Genomic DNA, 14885 nt, shown 5'->3' on the forward strand with positions numbered 1-14885 from the left:
GCGGCCGTGGCGCCGCCGTGGCCCGCGTGCCCGGCGCTCGCGGGCGCGGCCGCGTCCGGGGACGCGAGGGCCGCGAGCGACGCGCGCAGGCGGGACTCCGAGTCGACGAGGAAGTTGGCGCGGGTCACGACCCCCTCGCCCGCCTCGACCCCGGAGACCACCTCGACGAACGCGGCGTCGCCGTCGCCGAGCTGCACCTCGCGCGGCTGGAACTTGCCGCCTCCGCGCGCGACGAAGACGACGCTCTTCGTCCCCGAGTGGATGACCGCGTCCGCGGGGATCCGCACGCCCTCGCGGCTCGTCCCCTGGAACACCACCTCCCCGAACATCTCCGGCTTGAGCTCGCCCTTGGGGTTCGGGACCTCCACCCGCACCTTCGCCGTGCGGCTCTTCGGATCGAGGAGCGGGTCGATGAACGCCACGCGCCCGTTGAAGGTGCGGTTCGGGAACGCCTTCAACGCGAGCGTGGCGGGCGTGCCGACCTTCACGTGCCGGAGGTCGGACTCGTACGCGTCGGCGAGCACCCACACGCGCGAGAGATCCACGATCTCGAAGGGCATGTCGCCCGCGTTCACCCGCATCCCCGGGACCACGTCCTTCTTGGTCAGGACGCCCCCGGCCGGCGAGTAGAACGTGAGGGTGCGCGTGGCTTCGCCGGTGCGCTCGATGCGGGCGATCTCCGAGCGCGGCACGTCCCACAGCTCGAGCTTGCGGCGCGCGGCGGCGACGAGGGCGTCGCCGTCCGAGCTCATGCCGCCCGACGCCGCGAGCCGCCTCCGCGTGTCGAGCGCGAGGAGGTACTCCTGCTGCGCGGCGAGGAGCTCGGGGCTGTAGATCGAGTAGAGGGGCTCCCCCGCCTTCACGGGGCGCCCGATGAAGTCCGCGTAGACCTTCTCCATGAAGCCGGAGAACTTCACGTTCACGTGGTGCACGCGGGTCTCGTCGACCGCCACCCGGCCGCTCGTGCGCCACGACCCGCCCACGGCTCCGCGCTCGGCGTGCGCCACCCTGAGCCCGATGAGCTGCTGGCGCGCGGCGTCGATGGTGACCGCCGAGAGCCCCTCGGGTGCGGGCTCGTCCGGCTCACCGGCGCCGGCGCCGGTCCCCTCCACCTTCACGAGCTTCATGCCGCAGATCGGGCAGTCGCCGGGGTGGTCCTGGACGATGCTCGGGTGCATGGGGCACTGCCACTGGTCCTTCTGCGGGGCGGTGGGCGCGCTGCTCTTCGGCGCGGCGCCGGCCCCGGCCGCCTCGACCTTGACGAGCTTCATGCCGCAGATCGGGCAGTCGCCGGGGTGGTCCTGGACGATGCTCGGGTGCATGGGGCACTGCCACTGCTCCTTCGCCGCCGTGGCCGCGCCGGCGTGGGCGTGGCCGTCGCCGGTCCCGCGCGTCGCCACGAAGAAGCCGGCGCCGCCGGCGACCGCCGCGGTGGCGAGGACGGCGAGCACGAGCGCAGGCAGGCCGAAGGTGCGGCGGTGAGCGGGGCTCGGGTGGTTCGTCTCGGTGTTCATCGTTTCTCCGTGTCTCACATCCCTGAGGTCATCGAGCCGGACGAGGAGGCCGCCGCCGCGGAGGGCGCGGCCGCCGCGCTCGCCACCCCCGCGCCTCCGCCGCCCGCGGCGCCCGCCCCGGGCACCCCGCCCGTCGCCATCGCTCCGCCGGCGCCCGGGGCGCCCACCGGATCCAGGCTCACCTCCGCCTCGCCGATGGCGATCCGCTGCGCTTCGGCGACCGCCCCGAGGAACCCGTCCTCGTCCGCGACGTAGCCGGCGTTCGCCTCGAGCACGGAGGCGAAGGTGACCTTGCCGACGCGGTACTGCGCGAGCGTGCTCTCGGCGGTCGCGCGCGACTGGACGAGCAGGCCCTCGCGGAAGAGGCGGGCGGTGTCCGCGACCGCCGCGTAGGCCGTGCGGCGCTCGGCGACGCGCAGCCGGAGGACCTGCTCGATCGCCTGGGCGGCGCTCGCGCCGGCCTCGGCCCGCGCCGCGCTCTCGGCGACCGCGCGGTTCTGCTTCCGGTGCGACCACACCGGCAACCCGATGGAGACGCTCGCCAGCCACATCGGCTCGAGCTGCCCGCGCGGCATGACGCCGGCGTTCACGCTCAGATCGGGGAACCGCTCGCGCCGCGCGAGCGCGACGGACTTCTCCGCCCGCGCCGACCCGAGCCTCGCCTGGGCCAGCTCCGGGCTGCGCGCGAGCGCGTCCGCGAGCGCGGCGTCGACGGCAGGGAGCTCCGGGAGCGTGAGGTCGCGCACGCTCGTCGAGGTCGGGATGGGCTCGTCGACGGGGCTGCCGCGCAGCCGGTTCAACGTCTGGACCGCGGTCCGCTCCTGCGCCTCGAGGCCGAAGCGCCGCTGGCGCAGCCGGTTCAGCTCGAGCTGGGCGCGGAGCACGTCGGACTGGGCGCCCTCGCCGGACTCGTAGCGCGACCGCGCGAAGCCGGCCGACGTGGTCCAGATCCCCTCGAGGCGCGCGAGCAGGTCCAGCCGATCCCGCGCGAGCAGGAGGTCGAGGTAGGCGCGGCGGACGTCGGCCTCCGTCGTCAGGCGGGCGCGGGAGAGCGAGGCGCCGGCCTCGTCGGCGGCGAGGCGCGCGACGTCGGTGCGCAGGCCGCGCTTGCCGGGCCAGGGGAGGCCCTGGCTCACCATCACCTGGTAGAAGCTCGTCTCCATCTTCCCGACCATGATCTCGCCGAAGCCGTCGTTCTGGATCCCGAGGGTCAGCACGGGATCGGGCAGCGCGCCGGCCTGGGGGATGCGCTCTCGCTCGGCGCGCGCGGCGGCGTCGGCCTGGCGGAGCTCGGGGCGAGCCGCGAGGCTCTGCTCGAGGAGGCCCGCGAGCACCGGATCGCTCGGGAGCACGAGGCCTGCGCCCGCCCCGGCCGGCGCGTCCGCGCGCGCCTGAGGCGCGAGGAGGAGCAGGGCGGCCATCGCTCGCACGAGAAGTCGTCGCGGGTGGCCCGTCGGATCGTGTGGTTGCATGGTCGCTGCCCCCTTTAGCACCTGGCATGCCATGGCCGGCCGAGCGCGGATCGCGCGAAACGGCGGCCCTCCGCGCGGCCGGAGGCGCCCCGGGGCCGGTCGCCCCGGCCAGCGCGGCCACACCGTAACCCGGCGGATCACGCCTCGGAGGTCGGGCCGACGGCCGGCGTGAGGCCCCTCACCCCGGCTGTCTCGGTGTCGCGACCGCAAGCTCCGCGTGGCTCGGCCGCCCGGGGGAATCCACCGGGAGTGGCGCCGTGTCGCCCGCTTGATGCAGGAAAGAGATCGGGATCGCCCTGGTGTACCGGTAGGAGCGGCGCGGGGTGAGGCGGAGCGGCGGGGAGGCGATCGCGCCGGAACAGGAGGAAGTCATGAGACTCGTGGCAGTGATGCTGGCAGGGCTCCTGGCAGCCCTGATCTCGACGAGCGTGGGGCTTGCGGCCGACCCCACGCGCGAGGACCGCATGATGAAGTTGCCGGAGACGCCGGCCGATCACGCGGCGCTCGCGAAGATCTACGACGAGAACGCGGCGGAGTGGCGGAAGGAAGCCGACATCCACCGGAAGATGGCGGCGGAGTACAAGAAGTCTCGGGGCGATCCCAAGGACGTCGCGACGATGGAGAAGCACTGCGCGCAGCTCGCCAAGGACGCGGACAAGCTGGCGGCGGACGCGAAGACGATGGCCGATTACCACCGGCTGCGCGGCAAGGAAGCGAAGTAGGCGGCGCTCGCGGCCGGCGAGGAGGTCGGGCCGCGGCAGCTCGGAGAGAAGACGACGGCCCGGCGCGAGACCTCCGCGCCGGGCCGATCGGAGCGTTACGGGACGAAGACCACGCCGCTGACGTGGTCCATGCCGCACGCGAAGCGGATCTCGCCCGACTTCGCCGGCACGAGCTCGACCGTGACCGCCTTGTCGAGCGGCAGCGGCTGGTTGATGCCGTGGTCCTTGATGACGATCTCCTTCGCGCACGTGCTGTTCGTCTTGCGCGTCACGACGAGGCGCAGCTTCTCGCCCTTCTTCGCCTTCACCTTCGACGGCTCGAAGCCGTTGTCCGTGACGGTGAGGTTCACCGTGCGGACGCCGTTCGCGACCGTGCCCTCGGCGATGCCCTGCGCCGCGCTCGCGGGCGCCGCGCCTTCGTGCATGGAGCCGTGCATGGAGCCGTGATCGTGCTGGGCGAGCGCCGGCGCCGCCGCGAAGGCGAACGCGGCCGCGACGGGCAGGAGGAAGGACTTGGTGGTCATCGGGGACTTCTCCAGTCGGATGTGCGTTCGCCTGGGCGGACGCGGTTCGGAGGGGCTGATAGCAGGAGGCGTGCCGACCAAATTCGCGCGAACGGGCCCGTATTCCCCGGGCGGCGGCCGCAGCGGAGGGGAGCGGCCGGCCACACTGTGACCGGCGCGGTCACGCAGGAGGGCAGGATGGGGAAGGGAAGCGATCCTCAGCCGAGCACCACCGACCGCATCGACAGCGACGCCATGTCGAACCCCACGATGGGGAAGCGCACCGGCTCCCCGGGGTCGCTCGCGCCGACCGCGTACAGGAGCGGGAGGTAGTGGTCGGGGGTGGGATGCGCCGCCTGCCCGAGGTCGCTCTCGAGCAGGCCGGCGAGGGCCGTCCGATCGTGGCGCGACACGGCGTCCGCGACCTCGGCGTCGAACGCGCGCGCCCAGTCCGGCGTCGTCGTGTCTCCGCGGGACCACGCCGAGAACGCGTGACGCAGGTTGTGGACGACGTTGCCGCTGCCCATGACGAGCACCCCCTCGTCGCGAAGCGGCGCGAGGGCGCGTCCGATGGCGAGGTGCTCGTCCGGAGCGAGCCGGCCGTCGACGCTGAGCTGGACGACGGGGAGGTCCGCCTCGGGCCGGAGGTGCACGAGCACGCTCCAGGTCCCGTGATCGAGCCCCCACTCCAGGCTCGGCGACGACCGCCGCTCGCCCACGAGCCCGACCACGTGCCGCGCCAGCGCGACGTCGCCGGGCGCCGGGTAGCGGACGCGGTAGAGCTCCTCGGGGAAGCCGCCGAAGTCGTGGAGGGTCTCGGGGCGGTCGTTCGCGGTGGTGTAGGTGCCGTCCACGTACCAGTGCGCGGAGATCGAGAGGATCGCCTTCGGCCGGGGGAGCTCCGCTGCGAGCGCCCGGAAGCCGCGGCTCCACGCGTTGTCCTCGATCGCGTTCATGGGATTGCCGTGGCCCACGAAGAGGACGGGCATGCGCCCGGTCGCATGGTGGGTGGGGTCGTGCATGGCTCTCGAGCCTTTCATCTAGCCGCGCGCCGGGGGCCCGCGCTCCCTGCCCGGCGCGCGAGCTCCGCGGCGAGCTCCGCCAGGCGCGCGCACCCGAGCGTCTCCTGCAGGGCGGGGAAGAGCGTCCGCTCCTCGAAGGCGGCGTGCTCCTCGAGCTTGCGCGCGAGGCTCGCGGCGACCGCCCCTCGCGCCGGCCCGGCCGCCGCGCGCAGCTCGCGCGCGAGACGGCGCAGCACCACGTGGTCGCCGAGCGTGAACACGATGACGGCGTCCGCCTCGGAGACGCGCCGCGCCAGCTCGGGCAGGAGCACGTCCTCCTCGCCGCGGCAGTGCGGCAGGATCTCCGCGTCCCACAGGTCGAGGAGCCGCTCGGCGCTCCTCGTCGCGTCGGCCGCGCCCAGGTCCGCGATCTTGGCGAGCCAGCGGGCGTGCTCGCCGGCGAGGCGGCGCAGCTCGGGGCAGAGCGTCACGACGCTAGCCGACCTTCGCAGCGGCCTGCTTGACGGCCTGCAGCTCGATCTCGACGTCCACGCGATCCGCGACGAGGACGCCGCCGGTCTCGAGGGCCTGGTTCCACGTGAGGCCGAAGTCCTTGCGGTTGAGGGAGGTGGTCGCGGTGAAGCCGCTCCGCTCGTTGCCCCACGGATCCTTGCCGCGGCCGCCGTACTCCACGTCGAGGACGACCTCGCGCGTGGTGTCGCGGATCGTGAGGTCGCCCGTGACGCGCAGCCGCTCCGGCGAGAGCACCTCGACGCGGCGGCTCCGGTACTTCAGCGCGGGGTGCTTCTGCGCGTCGAGGAAGTCCCCGGAGCGCAGGTGGGTGTCGCGGTCGGCGACGCCGGTGTCGATGCTCGCCGCCTCGATCTCGGCCTCGACCGTCGAGCGGGAGAGGTCCGCGGGGTCGAGCGCGAGCCTCGCGTTCCAGCGCGTGAACTTGCCGCGCACCTTGGAGATCACCATGTGCCGGACCGTGAAGTGGATGCCCGAGTGCGCGCCGTCGACCTGCCAGTTCTCCTGAGCCATCTTTTCTCCTGTCGCCCTTCCGGGCTCGTTGTCCGGGGATAGGAGATTGCACCTGGCGGGCCCACGGCCCCGGGGCAGTAAACTGTCGGAAACACTGGCGATCACGGAAGGGCCGGGATCGTGAACCGGCTCAGAATGATACGATCCGGCTCACTTCGATCAGGGCGGGAGACGGCCGATGCGCGCGATGGACCTCGATCTCAGGGAGCTGCTCACCTTCGATCCCGCGGGAGGGATCATCCGGTTCGCCGGGCAGCGCGCGCTCCTGCTCGACGCGGTGGCGCTCGGCATCCTGCGCAAGGAGCTCATCGACACCCTCGGCCTCACCGCGGCGCGCGGCATCCTCACGCGCTTCGGCTACGCCCACGGCTGGCGCACGGCGGAGAGCCTGCGCTCGGAGTTCCCGTGGGAGAGCGAGCGCGAGTGGCAGATCGCCGGCGGGCGGCTCCACATGCTGCAGGGGCTCGTGGTGATCGAGCAGCCGGTCCGATCCGCCTCCGACGGCCCCGCGCCCTTCGCAGAGGCGATCTGGCACGAGTCGTACGAGGCGGAGCAGCACCTCCTCCACCTCGGCCAGGCCGACGCGCCCGTCTGCTGGACGCTCGCCGGGTTCGCGAGCGGCTACCTCTCGTTCGCGAACGGCCGCGCGATCTACTGCGTCGAGGATCGCTGCCGCGGCGCGGGGGCGCCGGCCTGCCACCTCGTCGGCCGCTCGCGCGAGGAGTGGGGAGCGGCGATCGAGCCCGACCTCGAGTTCTACGACAAGGCGTCGGTGGACCGCGCGCTCGAGGGCGTCAGCGCCGCGCTGCGCAGCGCCGAGCGGCGGCTGCGCGCCCGCCGGCAGGAGCTCTCGCGCCTCGCCCCGGGCGCGGAGGAGCGCTCCGGCCTCGTCGTGCGGAGCGAGGCCATGCACCGCGTCCTCGACCTCGCGCTGCGCGTGGCGAAGGTCGAGTCCACCGCGCTCATCACGGGCGAGAGCGGGGTGGGCAAGGAGCGGATCGCCCGGCTCATCCACGAGGAGTCGCCCCGGGCCGGCCGCCCCTTCGTGGCGGTGAACTGCGGCGCGGTCACCGAGACCCTGCTCGAGAGCGAGCTGTTCGGCCACGCCCGGGGCGCCTTCACGGGCGCGGACCGCGATCGCGCGGGGCTCTTCGAGGCGGCGAACGGCGGGACGCTCTTCCTCGACGAGATCGGGGAGGTCTCGCCGGGCATGCAGGTGAAGCTGCTGCGGGCCCTGCAGGAGAGGGAGATCCGGCGCGTGGGAGAGACCCGCTCGCGCGCGGTGGACGCGCGGGTCGTGGCGGCCACGAACCGCAACCTCGCCGACGAGGTGGCGGCCGGCCGGTTCCGCCAGGACCTCTTCTACCGGCTGCGCGTGATCGAGCTGCGAGTGCCGCCGCTGCGCGAGCGGCCGGAGGACGTCCTGCCGCTCGCGCGGGTGTTCCTCGCGGAGACCGCGCGTCGCATGAAGCGGAGGCTCACCGGGTTCACGCCGCGCGCCGCCGATCAGCTCCTCCGCCACGACTGGCCCGGGAACGTCCGGGAGGTCCAGAACGCGATCGAGCACGCGGTCGCGCTCAGCGGGGGCAGCCGCGTGGACGTCGAGGATCTCCCGGAGGAGCTGCGGGCGGCGATGCCGCGGCCGAGGCCGGCGGGACGAACGCGCCCGCTCGAGGACGTCGAGCGCGAGTACATCCTCGCGGCGGTGGAGGGGGCGGGCGGGAACCGGACGCGCGCCGCCGCGGAGCTCGGGATCGGGCTCGCCACGCTCAAGCGGAAGCTGAAGCAGTACGGGGCGGAGGGCTCGGCGTCGCGGGGCGCGGAGGTCAGCCCTGCCGGCTCGCCGCCTCGGGCGTCACGCTGATCACCACGCAGGGCGCGAGCCGGACCACCTTCTCGGCGACGGAGCCGAGGATCGCGTGCTTCAGGCCGGACCGCGCGTGCGTCGCGATCACGATCGCGTCGAACGCGGCGCGGCGGGCGAGCTCCGTGATCTCCACGGCCGGCTCGCCCACCGAGGTGACCGCCTCGACCCGCCGTACGCCGAGCTCCTCGGCGGCGGTCTTCCACGCCTCGAGCGGCCGGTCGGCGGGCGCAGAGAGGTCGTGCGCGAGCTCGCCGGTGGGCTCGAGCATCCCCTCGGGGATCGACGAGCCCGGAACGTTGCGCACGTGGAGCAGCGTCAGCTCCGCGCCCAGCTCGCGCGCGAACGCCGAGGCGACGCGCAGCGCGGACTCCGAGGTCGGCGAGAAGTCCACCGGGCAGAGCAGCCTCTTCCAGCCCAGATCCGGCATGTTCGCCTCCGTTCCTGTGCACCCGGGGTGTAGTACGCCGGCGCTCCGCGCGCGCCGCCGGGTCGGGGCGCTCCCCGACGTGGCTCCTCAGCGGGCCGCCGACCGGCCGGCCTCCGCGGTCGCGGTGCGGCGGGCCGCCCGGGCGATCGCCGCGAGCGCCAGCCCCTCGAAGAGGAGGTGGCTGGCGAGGTGGCTCGTCAGGTCCGCGTGATCGAGCGGCGGACAGACCTCCACCACGTCCATGCCGACGAGGCGCAGCCCCGCGAGCGCGCGGAGCAGCCCCAGGGCCTCGCGCGAGGACAGCCCACCGGGTACCGGCGTGCCGGTGCCGGGGGCGAACGCGGGATCGACCGCGTCGACGTCGAAGGACACATAGGCTGGCCGCTCCCCGATCGCGAGGCGGAGCTCCTCGGCGAGCCGGCGGACGCCACGCTCGGAGATCACCTCCACGGGGTGGAGGCGCGCGCCGCGCGAGCGCCCGGGGTGTGCATCCTCCGCGCCGCCCCAGCTCCCCCGGATCCCGATCTGGTGGAGCTGCCCCTCCGCCACGAGCCCCTCGTCGAGCGCGTGTCGGAACGGCGTCCCGTGGTGGAAGCGCTCGCCCCAGGTCTCGGGCCCGGAGGTGTCGAGGTGCGCGTCGACGTGGACCACCGCCACGGGACCGTGGCGCGCGGCGACGGCGCGCAGGGCGGGGAGGGCGATGGAGTGATCTCCGCCCACGAGGAACGGCACGCAGCCCGCCGCGAGCACGCCCGCGACGGAGGCCTGCACCGCCTCGCGCATCGCCGCCGCGTCGAACGGCGGGAACACCACGTTGCCGCCGTCCACCGCGGGGAGCGCGTCGAACACCTGCAGCTCGTGGCCGGGGTGGTATCCCTGGACGAGCGCGCTCACGCGCCGCACCGCGAAGGGGGCGAGCCGCGCGCCGGGCTGGTAGGTGGTGCCGCCGTCGAACGAGACGCCGAGGAGGACCGCCGCCGTCCCCGGCGGGACCTTCGCGGCGGAAGCGGTGGGCAGCCGGAAGAACGGGATCTGCCCGCCGCTCAGGTACTCGAACGCGGATGCCTGTGGCATCAGGGCTCCTTCAGGAGACGTACGACCTCCGCATGGACCGCCTGCGCGAGGTCCCGGGCGCGATCGCCGGAGGTGGGGAGGATCGACGTGCCGAGTCGGACGACGGCGCGCGCGCGGCGGCGCGACGCGACCGTCAGGTAGTGCGGGAGGAACGTGGCGTCTCCGACCCACGCCAGGCTGGGGGGATCGTAGGCGAGCGCCACGGGGACGACGGGCACGCGGGCGCGAAGGGCGAGCCCGAACATCCCCGGCCGGAACGGCAGCACGTCCGTGCCGTCCGTCGTCGTGCCCTCGGGGAAGTTGAGCACGCTCACCCCGTGCGCGAGCGTCTCCGCCGCGGTGACGAGGGCGCGCGCGCCGCTCGCCGGATCGCTCCGGCAGACGAAGACCACCCCGAGCTCGCGCGCGATCGTGCCGATCACCGGCCAGCTCGCGACGTCGAGCTTGGAGACGGGCGCGCAGGGCAGCAGGCTCGCGACCACCAGCGGATCGAGCCAGCTCACGTGGTTCGCGGCGAGGATCACCGGCCCGAACGGCAGCGGACCGTCCGCCTCCACCTCGATGCCGTGGAGGTCGAGCACGCGGCGCGCCGCGTCCCGGAGGACGAGCGCGCGCTCTCGGGCGCCGTCCTGCGATGCGACGCTCGGGAGCCCGCGGACCCGGCCGGCCGTCTCGAGGGTGGTGAGGCCGAGCCCGGCGAGGCGCGCCCCCGCGCGCGCGACGCGCCGGGAGGCGGGGTCCCGGGCGGCGGGAGCGAGCCGGACGAGCTCGCTCATGCCGCCCCCGCGATCACCGCCTGGCGCTCCACGATCCCGAGCCTGCGCATGCGCGTCTCGAGGCGCTCGAACGCGGCCCGCTCGATGCGCGACACGATCCGCCGGTCGCCCGGTCCGTAGAAGTCCTCCCGGATCTCGACGTCGCGGGCGCCCAGCGCGGCGTGGAGCGCGCGCGCGGCGACGTTGTCCTCCTTCACCGTGAACCAGCACGCGTCGACGCGCGTCCCCAGCTCGGCGACGAGCGCGCGGAGGAGCTGGACGGCGACGCGAGACCCCTGCAGGTCGGGGGCGATCGCCAGGGTCGTGCAGTACGCCTCGCGCCCGCGCACGAAGCAGAGGACGTAGCCGACCGCGCGCCCCTTCTCCTCGGCGACGAAGCAGGTGTCCGCGAAGAACTCGCAGCAGAGCCGCACGTAGTACGGCCCGAGCACCGACTCGCCGTGCCCGCCGAAGACCTCCTCCTCGAGGCGCATCAGCTCGGCGAAGTCGTGGGACCGCAGGGGTCGGATACGGCGTTCGGTCATGGAGATCCTCCAGGGGGGGAGCGCGAACGGTAGGCGGGCTCCGTGAAAAGAGCGGGACGGGCACGCGACGGGGACGTGAACCCGTCCGCGGCGCGCGAATTCACGAGGGCGTGATCGTCCCGCCACCGGCGCGTCACCTGCGCGGAGTGAGCTGCCGGGGCAGGAGGACCGGTGGAGCGAACGCTCGCGCACATCTCGGATCTGCACCTCGGCCGCGACCGGCGGACGGACGCGAACGTGGCCCGGCTGGCGGTGGCCCTCCGCGAGGCCGAGGTGGACGCGGTGCTCGTGACGGGCGACGTCACCCACCGTGGACGCCGCGCCGAGCTGGCCGCCTTCGAGGCGATCTTCGCGCCGCTCCGCGACCGGACCGTCGTCGTGCCGGGCAACCACGACCGGCTCGGCGAGGACGTCGCGCGCCGCCTCATGCCGCCCGTCAGGGTGGCCGTCGAGGCGCGGCCCGGGCTGCACGTGGTCCGGCTCGACTCCACGGCCCCCCACAACCGGGCGCTCCTCTCGGCTCATGGCGAGCTCTCGGACGGCGACATCGCCGCGGTCGATTCCGCGGTGCGTGCGGCGCCGCCGGGCACGCTCGTCGCCCTCATGCTGCACCACCACCTGCTCCCGCTCCCGGAGGATCACCTCTCGGAGCGGCTCGCGAGCTGGCTCGGCTGGCCCAACGCGGCGGAGCTCGCCCGCGGGCGGGACCTGCTCGAGGCGCTCGCCGGCCGCTGCGATCTCGTCGCCCACGGTCACCGGCACGCGGCGTCCTCCGTCGTGCTGCCGTCCCGCGCCGGTCGGCCGCTCCACGTCATGAACGCGGGGAGCACGCCCGAGCTCTGCTCCTGCCGCGTGCTCGTCCACGCGCACGGCCGGATCGTCGCCGAGCGCCGGCTCGAGCTCGACCGCCCGAGCGCGGCGCCGGCCGCCCGGCCGCTGCCGGCCGCTGCCTGATGGCGCTGGCGCTGCCCGCGCGCGACGGGCACGCCCAGGCGAGCAACGCTGAACCGTCACCTGCCCGTCGCGGCGGAGCCACGCCGGCCGTCCAGGATCTTCCGGTGCGACGCCCGCGCGCGGCGTTCGCGGAACGGGAGACCTCCTTGCCGAGCCATCCGACCCTCGCTCTCTTCGCGGCCGCGGCGGTGGGCCTCGTCTTCCTCTCGGTGCAGTGCGTGGCCCTGCGGCGGCACCTGCGGGAGCCGGCCCGGACGCCGCGCCACACCCCGCCGATCTCCATCCTGAAGCCGCTCTGCGGGCTCGACGACGGCCTCGCCGCGAACCTCGCCTCGTTCGCCGCGCTCGACTACCCGGACTACGAGGTGCTCCTCGGCCTCCGGAGCGTCGAGGACCTCGCCCTCGGGCCCGCGCGCGAGGCGGCGCAGCGCTTCCCGGGCCGCTTCCGGATCGTCTTCCAGCGCGGTGAGCCGGGCCTGAACCCCAAGGTGAACCAGCTCGTCACGCTCGCGCGGGCCGCGCGGCACGGCGTGCTCGTGGTGTCCGACTCCAACGTGCGCGTCGAGCCCGGCTACCTCGCCGGCATCGCGGCCCTGCTCGAGGACGAGGCCGTCGGGCTCGTGACGCACCCCATCGCCGGCGTGGGCGAGGCGCGCGTCGGCTCGCTCCTCGATCACCTGCACCTCGCCGGCTCGGTCGCGCCGGGGGTGGTGGCCGCGAAGCGGCTCGTCGGTCGCGACATCGTGGTGGGGAAGTCGATGGCGTTCAGGCGGCGCGACCTCGAGGCGCTCGGGGGCTTCGAGGCGGTGAAGGACGTCCTCGCCGAGGACTACGTGCTCGGGCTCCTCGTGGGCCGCGCGCTCGGGAAGCGCGTCGCCGTCGGGCAGCGGCCGATCCAGAACGTGAGCGAGCGCCGGACGGTCCGGGACTTCGCGGCGCGCTACGCACGGTGGAGCGTGCTCCAGCGGCAGGCAGTGGGACCGTTCGTGTACTCCGCGCAGGCGCTCCTGAACCCGGTGCTGCTCGCCTCGGCGGCCGCCCTGCTCGAGCGCACGCCGGCCTCGCTCGGGCTCCTCGCGACGACCTGCGCGGCGAAGGCCGCGCTCGACGGGGCGTCGGCGCGGGCGCTCAGGCCGTGCGGCTTCCGGGTGCGCGAGCTCGCGCTCGTCCCGGCGAAGGACCTCGTCATCGGTGGGGCCTGGATGTGGGGACTCCTCCGCCGCGACGTGGCCTGGCGGGGCACGCGCCTCGTCGTGCGGCGCGGCACCCGCATCGAGCCCGCGACCCTCGCCGCGGTCGAGTGCGAGACGGCGGTGCGCGCGTGAGCCTCGCCTCCTCGCAGCCGCTGAGCCTGGGCGCCGCGGGTCGCCCGCCGGAGCGCGCCGACGGGACCCCCGACGCCGAGCGCGACGGGTCGCCGCCGTCACTCGGTCGGCTCCTCACCGGGGACGCGTGGGTCGCGCCCGAGGAGCGGGTGCAGGACGTGGCGCAGCTCTTCTTCGGACGGCCGGAGCTGGAGGCCGTCGCCCTCGTCGCCGACGAGCGCCCCGTGGGGCTCCTCACGCGCGGCCGGCTCCTCGTGAAGCTCGCGCGCAACTTCGGCCACGAGCTGTACGCGAAGAAGCCGGTGACCCGCATCGCCGACCTCGCCCCGCTCGTGCTGCCCCACGACGTCCCGCTCGCCACCGCGGTCGAGCGCGCGCTCGAGCGCGACGCGGCGTCGGTCTACGACGAGGTGATCGTCGTGGACGCGCTGGGCCGGTACCTCGGGTACTCCTCCGTTCGCGAGCTGGTGCAGGAGCAGGGCGCGGCCCTCGAGCGCACCGCGCTCGAGCGCGAGGCGGCGGTGGCGCGCGCGAGCGATCTCGAGAAGGTGGATGAGCTCCGGTCCCGGTTCCTCGCCCACGCCACCCACGAGCTCCGGTCGCCGGTGAACGCCATCGTGGCGCTCGCGGAGCTGGTGCGGATGGCCTGCGAGCGGGAGAACCTCGAGCAGGTGCGGGCGAAGCTGCCGATGCTGCTCCGCGCGGCCGCCACGCTCCGCGGCACCGTCAACAACATCCTCGACCTCTCGAAGGTGGAGGCGGGGCGGATGGACGTGTCGATCGGCCCGGTGGACCTCGCCGAGCTCGTGGCGGAGGTGGCGGCCACGGCGCGGCTGCTCCTGGGCGAGAAGCCGGTGAGGGTGGAGGTCGAGGCCGCCGGGGCGCCCGTCGTCGCCTCGGACGCGCAGAAGGTCCGCCAGATCCTCGTGAACCTCGTGTCGAACGCGGCGAAGTTCACCGACCGCGGCGCGATCCGCGTGAGGGTCGGGAGGGGGGAGGGGGGCGGCGCCGCGGTGTCCGTCGCCGACACCGGGTGCGGCATCGCCGAGGCGGATCTCCCGCGCCTGTTCGTCCCGTTCGGCCAGCTCGAGGACGCGGCCACGAAGTCGCACCCGGGGACGGGGCTCGGCCTCGTCATCACCCGCTCCCTCGCGGAGCTCCTCGGCGGCCGGGTCGAGGTCGCGAGCCGGCGAGGCGAGGGCAGCACGTTCACCGTTCACCTGCCGGGCACCCCGCCCCCGAGGAGAGCGCCATGAGCCGAGCCAGGATCCTCGTCGTGGACGACGACGAGATGCACCTCGTCTGCACGAAGGAGCTGCTGGAGGCGGAGGGCTACGAGGTCCTCGTCCACGTGGGCGCGTTCGGCGCCACGCAGCAGGTGCTCCTGAACGCGCCCGACCTGGTCCTCGTGGACGTGAACATGCCGGCGCTCTCCGGCGAGGGGCTCGTGGCGGTCCTCCGGGGGCGGGAGAAGACGCGCGGCGTGCGCATCCTCCTCCACTCGTCCAACGACGAGCAGGCGCTCAGGAAGGTCGCGGCGAGGCTCGCGATCGACGGCTGGGTGCCGAAGGGCGATCCGGGAGAGCTGCGTCGCAGGGTCGCCGACGTGCTGCGCTCCGGCCAGGCAAGACCACGCTGATCGACCGCGCCTCGGCGACGGGGCTCTTCCGGGGGTCACGCCT

At 74.5% G+C, this 14885-nt stretch carries 16 protein-coding genes; 6 read left to right on the forward strand and 10 right to left on the reverse strand.

Features of this window, described 5'->3' with window-relative positions:
• Positions 1–1514, reverse strand: a 1514-nt coding sequence (locus MNZ39_RS10695; RefSeq protein WP_242338219.1) for an efflux RND transporter periplasmic adaptor subunit, incomplete at its 3' end; no start/stop codon positions are given.
• Between the two features lie 14 nt (positions 1515–1528).
• A complete protein-coding gene (locus MNZ39_RS10700) occupies positions 1529–2935 on the reverse strand; it encodes a TolC family protein (RefSeq protein ID WP_242338221.1) in 1407 nt (468 codons plus the stop codon).
• Positions 2936–3357: 422 nt separating this feature from the next.
• Between MNZ39_RS10700 and MNZ39_RS10705 the strand changes: the two genes are divergently transcribed.
• Positions 3358–3708: a hypothetical protein gene (locus MNZ39_RS10705; protein WP_242338223.1), complete on the forward strand. Its 351-nt coding sequence runs from the start codon at positions 3358–3360 to the stop codon at positions 3706–3708.
• 95 nt (positions 3709–3803) lie between these two features.
• Here MNZ39_RS10705 and MNZ39_RS10710 read toward each other — a convergent pair whose 3' ends face one another.
• From MNZ39_RS10710 to MNZ39_RS10725, 4 genes are all read right to left on the reverse strand, one after another.
• Complete coding sequence (locus MNZ39_RS10710) at positions 3804–4232, reverse strand: cupredoxin domain-containing protein (protein WP_242338225.1); 429 nt, start codon at positions 4230–4232, stop codon at positions 3804–3806.
• 197 nt (positions 4233–4429) lie between these two features.
• Entirely contained in the window at positions 4430–5233 is an 804-nt protein-coding gene (gene ygiD / locus MNZ39_RS10715) for a 4,5-DOPA dioxygenase extradiol (protein WP_242338227.1), read from the reverse strand.
• Between the two features lie 14 nt (positions 5234–5247).
• Positions 5248–5703: a hemerythrin domain-containing protein gene (locus MNZ39_RS10720; protein ID WP_242338229.1), complete on the reverse strand. Its 456-nt coding sequence runs from the start codon at positions 5701–5703 to the stop codon at positions 5248–5250.
• Positions 5704–5707: 4 nt separating this feature from the next.
• Positions 5708–6256 carry a YceI family protein gene (locus MNZ39_RS10725; RefSeq protein WP_242338230.1) on the reverse strand — a complete coding sequence of 183 codons (549 nt, stop codon included), beginning with the start codon at positions 6254–6256 and terminating at the stop codon, positions 5708–5710.
• A gap of 178 nt (positions 6257–6434) precedes the next feature.
• On the opposite strand from MNZ39_RS10725, the gene MNZ39_RS10730 reads away from it, so the two are divergent.
• A complete protein-coding gene (locus tag MNZ39_RS10730) occupies positions 6435–8120 on the forward strand; it encodes a sigma-54-dependent Fis family transcriptional regulator (protein ID WP_242338232.1) in 1686 nt (561 codons plus the stop codon).
• On the opposite strand, the gene MNZ39_RS10735 is transcribed toward MNZ39_RS10730, so the two are convergent.
• From MNZ39_RS10735 to MNZ39_RS10750, 4 genes are all read right to left on the reverse strand, one after another.
• Positions 8083–8550: a universal stress protein gene (locus MNZ39_RS10735; protein WP_242338234.1), complete on the reverse strand. Its 468-nt coding sequence runs from the start codon at positions 8548–8550 to the stop codon at positions 8083–8085. The genes MNZ39_RS10730 and MNZ39_RS10735 overlap by 38 nt on opposite strands.
• Positions 8551–8637: 87 nt before the next feature.
• Positions 8638–9624 (reverse strand): agmatinase, encoded by a 987-nt coding sequence (gene speB / locus MNZ39_RS10740; protein ID WP_242338236.1) that lies wholly within the window; start codon positions 9622–9624, stop codon positions 8638–8640.
• Positions 9624–10400 (reverse strand): 1-acyl-sn-glycerol-3-phosphate acyltransferase, encoded by a 777-nt coding sequence (locus MNZ39_RS10745; protein ID WP_242338238.1) that lies wholly within the window; start codon positions 10398–10400, stop codon positions 9624–9626. Before MNZ39_RS10745 ends, speB begins: the two co-directional genes overlap by 1 nt.
• The gene (locus MNZ39_RS10750; protein WP_242338240.1) at positions 10397–10924 is read right to left on the reverse strand and encodes a GNAT family N-acetyltransferase; all 528 of its coding nucleotides are present in this window, start codon (positions 10922–10924) and stop codon (positions 10397–10399) included. Before MNZ39_RS10750 ends, MNZ39_RS10745 begins: the two co-directional genes overlap by 4 nt.
• Positions 10925–11095: 171 nt before the next feature.
• Here MNZ39_RS10750 and MNZ39_RS10755 point away from each other — a divergent pair, with 171 nt between their 5' ends.
• The 4 genes from MNZ39_RS10755 to MNZ39_RS10770 all read left to right on the forward strand — a co-directional run bounded on the left by MNZ39_RS10755 (position 11096) and on the right by MNZ39_RS10770 (position 14842).
• Complete coding sequence (locus MNZ39_RS10755) at positions 11096–11878, forward strand: metallophosphoesterase (protein ID WP_242338243.1); 783 nt, start codon at positions 11096–11098, stop codon at positions 11876–11878.
• A gap of 146 nt (positions 11879–12024) precedes the next feature.
• The gene (locus tag MNZ39_RS10760; RefSeq protein WP_242338245.1) at positions 12025–13203 is read left to right on the forward strand and encodes a glycosyltransferase; all 1179 of its coding nucleotides are present in this window, start codon (positions 12025–12027) and stop codon (positions 13201–13203) included.
• Positions 13200–14459, forward strand: a complete 1260-nt coding sequence (locus MNZ39_RS10765) for a HAMP domain-containing sensor histidine kinase (protein ID WP_242338247.1) — start codon at positions 13200–13202, stop codon at positions 14457–14459. Before MNZ39_RS10760 ends, MNZ39_RS10765 begins: the two co-directional genes overlap by 4 nt.
• On the forward strand, positions 14456–14842 hold the full coding sequence (locus tag MNZ39_RS10770; RefSeq protein ID WP_242338249.1) for a response regulator: 387 nt from the start codon (positions 14456–14458) through the stop codon (positions 14840–14842). Before MNZ39_RS10765 ends, MNZ39_RS10770 begins: the two co-directional genes overlap by 4 nt.
• The last annotated feature ends 43 nt before the right edge of the window (positions 14843–14885 follow it).

The organism is Anaeromyxobacter sp. SG66, assembly GCF_022690805.1.
GTDB classification, from domain to species: domain Bacteria; phylum Myxococcota; class Myxococcia; order Myxococcales; family Anaeromyxobacteraceae; genus Anaeromyxobacter; species Anaeromyxobacter soli.